At 61.1% G+C, this 3,918-nt stretch carries 4 protein-coding genes; 2 read left to right on the forward strand and 2 right to left on the reverse strand.

The genetic code is table 11. The annotated features are described in order from the left end of the window. Positions 1–234: 234 nt before the first annotated feature. Complete coding sequence (locus WCJ41_RS20405) at positions 235–462, reverse strand: hypothetical protein (protein WP_336907675.1); 228 nt, start codon at positions 460–462, stop codon at positions 235–237. A gap of 10 nt (positions 463–472) precedes the next feature. Continuing rightward, the gene (locus tag WCJ41_RS20410) at positions 473–1,090 is read right to left on the reverse strand and encodes a YcgJ family protein (protein ID WP_336907676.1); all 618 of its coding nucleotides are present in this window, start codon (positions 1,088–1,090) and stop codon (positions 473–475) included. Positions 1,091–1,277: 187 nt separating this feature from the next. On the opposite strand from WCJ41_RS20410, the gene WCJ41_RS20415 reads away from it, so the two are divergent. Both WCJ41_RS20415 and WCJ41_RS20420 read left to right on the forward strand, forming a co-directional pair. Further along, a complete protein-coding gene (locus tag WCJ41_RS20415) occupies positions 1,278–1,814 on the forward strand; it encodes a helix-turn-helix transcriptional regulator (RefSeq protein WP_336907677.1) in 537 nt (178 codons plus the stop codon). Between the two features lie 159 nt (positions 1,815–1,973). Next, on the forward strand, positions 1,974–3,689 hold the full coding sequence (locus tag WCJ41_RS20420) for an amidohydrolase (RefSeq protein ID WP_336907678.1): 1,716 nt from the start codon (positions 1,974–1,976) through the stop codon (positions 3,687–3,689). The last annotated feature ends 229 nt before the right edge of the window (positions 3,690–3,918 follow it).

Consider the following 3,918-nt stretch of genomic DNA (forward strand, 5'->3'; position numbering starts at 1 on the left):
ACTTGACGCTGCCGACGACGAAATCATCACAGCTTGAATTTATCACAACAGGATTTGCCGAAGTGTCACAGGGATCAGCGAGAGCCTGATCCGCTGCGAGCACCGAGCCCGCCAAGACGATCCAGAGCAGCGCAGCACTGCGCAAAACTCGCCTGAGTCCTCTTGTCATCGTCCCTCCATCGGCCTTGGCCGTGCGCCCCAACGCGCGACGTCCAACAGGCATAGGTACAGTCTTCAGATTTTTTCGATATCAGGGTGCACGCCATCGTTCCGCTGCAGGTTTTCAATGATGCCGCCGAATGGCAACGGAAGCGTCTCGCCGTTGGACGGGTAGGGAATTCGGCGGAAGCGAGTGGCCGCCGCCGCAGAATGCCCAACTTGCCTAACATCATCTTCTGGATCGTTTTGCTGCTCTTGTCGACGATTTTCAGGTGGCAGCGGCTCCTGAGAACCGCTGCCCAATCTCAAATGATTAGCGGAAGAGAGCCTTCGTCATCTTCTTCGCGGCCTTGCCCGAGCCGCCGGTGCAGGCCTGCGCGTTCACATCGCAGCTGACGCCATTGGAGTAGCCGAACTTATCCTGCGTCGCGCCGGAGAGCTTTGATGCCATGTCGCCGCCGAAGTACTGCTCGGTCCACGAGGCTGAAAGGCCGGTGCCATCAGCGCACCACTTGGCCATGCCATCGCAGACCACGCCCTTCTCGGGCGAGTAGACGCCATTGCCAAAATCCACCTGGGCGGAGCCGCCCGATGCACCGCCGGCAGCTGCGCCGAAGAGCATCGCCTGCATGGCCTTTGCTGCGTCTCCGCCGGTGCAGGACTGCGTGGCGATCGCGCATTTCACACGGTTGGAATAGCCGAAGGACGACTGTTCCACGCCATCAAGCTTGGCGGCGGCGTCGGCGCCGAAGTACTGCGAGGTCCAGCTTGCGGAGAGGCCGGTACCGTCAGCGCACCACTTGCCGCGCGTGTCGCAGATCACGCCCTTTTCGGGGGAGGCTACGCCAGAGCCGTACTGGACCTGGCCAGCGATGGCAGACGACGAGGTGATGACCAGGGCGGCCACAGCAAAGAGCATGGAATTGCGCATTTTTGGTTCTCCGATTCTGCCGGCAACAGCCCAGCGGATACGTTCAACTAACATGGCGGGGCGCACGCGACTATGATTGCCTTATGATTCCTGCGCGATTTCATGATGAGAAAACCGAGAAAAAATTGGCCAGAAATGGAACTTTGGGCATAAAGGAATCATATCGCCTGAAACCAGAGCGCCCATCATGGCCGACGACGACAATCGGAACCTCGATTACTGGCCGATGCTCATACAGGCGATCCGCAGCGCCCGGAACTGGAGTCAGTTCCGCTTCGCCGAGGAAGTGGACTCAAGTCAGGAAACCGTGTCGCGATGGGAGCGGGGTGCCGTTGTTCCCTCCCGCCAGAAGCAGCGGCTGATCGAGGCTCTTGCCGAGACGGCGAATATTTCCTCTCTCGGTGGCATCTCTCACATCGTCAGGCTGAGCCCCTACCCCATGCTGCTCTGCGATGGCAGTGACCATGTCATTGCCGCCTCCACCAGTAGCGGCTTCCAGGAAGGGCGCTCGGTGATTTCCCAGACACCGGAATTCCAGCACGCCTTCTTCTTGGAATTCTCCGATCGACTGAAGGCCAGCGGCTTCTGGGAGGATTCCGGCCGGTCGGCGGACTATCACTTCGCGAGCTCGGAATTCGGAGACTTCAAGGCGGTGCTTGTTTCCATCCGGATCCACGGTGCGGTCTATTGCGTTGTTCAGGCCATTCCACCGTCGCCCGCCTGAAGACGCGCACCGGCAGGCACAGACCGGGCGCAACAAAGCACTGCACCTTTGACCCAAGTCAACGGGAGGGCCCTTGCCTCTGCTAGCCTCGGGTGGAAGCAAACGGCGCGCGCTGACAGCGCCCGCAGTCTGGCAACCATTTCCACCGAGGGTCGCCCCATGCCGTCACTCCTGAAGTCGATACCGCCCCTTCTCGCCGTAGGGCTCTTCGTGACACCTGTACTCGCCGCCGAAACGGCGGATGCGATCTTCATCAACGGCAAGATCGCGACGATGGACTCAAAGGGCTCTCAGGTCGAGGCCGTGGCGGTGAAGGATGGCAGGCTGATCGCGGTCGGCTCCACCGATGACATCAAGTCCTCTGCCAGCAGCAACACCCAGGTCGTGGACCTGCATGGCCGCAGGGTGCTGCCAGGCCTGGTGGATGCCCACACGCACCCCCTTGAGACACTCTGGATGAAGAACGACTGGGTTGACGCCCGTTACCCCGAGACGCCCTCTGTCGCCGTCACGCTGCAAAAGATCGCCGAACGCGCCAAGGCCTCGAAACCGGGCGAGTGGATCTATGTTGCTTGCGTCTCGGCTTCCGAGAACAAGTTCGCAGAAAAACGACTGCCAAGTCGCGCGGAGATCGATGCGGCAGCACCCGACAATCCGCTCATATTGGGCAACGGCACCCACATGGCCATTGCCAACTCCAAGGCACTCGCAGCGCTTGGCATCGGCAAGGGAACGACCAGGCTGCCCAAGGGCGGCGGCGTGTTGCTCGATGCCGATGGAAATCCCACCGGCGTGATCACCGACGGCTTCGCTGACATTCCCGGCTCACCCAATCCCGACGAGATCGTCGAATATTATTCCCATGGCATCCCGGCCTTCTGGAACCAGTTCGGCTATACCTCCGTGCTCGCCATCACACCACATGCCGCCCTGCCCATGCTGCAGCAGGTGAGCACCATGGAGAAGCAACCTAACATCCGCTACAGCGTGTCGGTCTGGTCAGCGCCGGATGGCAAGGGCTTTCCCGATGACCTGAGCAGCCTCGAGATGCCGGGGCAGGCTGATCCCGACTACTACCGCTTCGCTGGCATCAAGGCCTGGGTTGATGGCGAGAATGACTGCCGCACCGGCTTTATGTATGAACCCTATGTGGGCCACTTCGACATCGATCCGCCGGGCGGCCGCGGCACGCTGGTGACGCCACAGCCCGAGGCCAATGAATTCGTGGGGCTCGCCCACCGAAACAATAAATTGGCGATGATGCACTGCTCGGGCGATGCGGCGATGGACATCTGCCTCACTGCCTATGAACAGTCGGTGACGTCAGACCCCGCGAAGCTCACACCGCGCCGGATCGAACACTTCGGCATGTTCCAGATGAACGACCAGCAGCTGGCGCGCGCCGAAGCGCTGAAGAAGGACGGCCTCGCCATCTCGATCCAGCCGATCTGGCTCACCGAACTGGTGAAGGCCGACATCGAGAACATGGGTGATGCGCGGGCGCGCACGGGATACCGCTTCCACAGCATGATCGCCGCGGGTCTCGAACCCGCTGCCAGCACCGACATGACCGGCATCTACCTCGGCAACATCAACCCCTTCAAGGCGATGGCCGCAGTCGTCACGCGCGTGTCCGATGACGGCATCTTCGAGCCGGAGGAGGCCGTCTCCGTCGACGAGGCGGTGCGCATGTGGACAATCTGGGGTGCCAAGGCTATCGGCGAAGGCGCCACCCGCGGCTCCATCGAAGTCGGCAAGCTCGCCGACATGACAGTTCTGTCAGACGACATCTTTACCATTCCGCCAACACAGATCGGCACGCTTCAAGCAGAAGACACCATCGTCGGCGGACGCGTCGTCTTCAGCCGGGAGTAAGCGATGGCGTGTTCTCACTGTCAATGAATGCACCACCGCTCATCTGAGGTCGCTTACGACTGCCTGCTCTGCGATCTGGCACAGTCGGACTGTCCTGGCGGGAACCAGCCACTCGGGCAGTTCACTCAGATCGCCTCATAGCCTGGTGTAGCTCCACGACGGAACGCCCAACTGTGGGTGTGCATGAGATCGCTCACCGCTCCCGGAATGCACGCTCCATCTGGTCCTC

Origin of the sequence: Aestuariivirga sp. (genome assembly GCF_037139295.1) — a bacterium.
Taxonomy (GTDB): Bacteria; Pseudomonadota; Alphaproteobacteria; order Rhizobiales; family Aestuariivirgaceae; genus Aestuariivirga.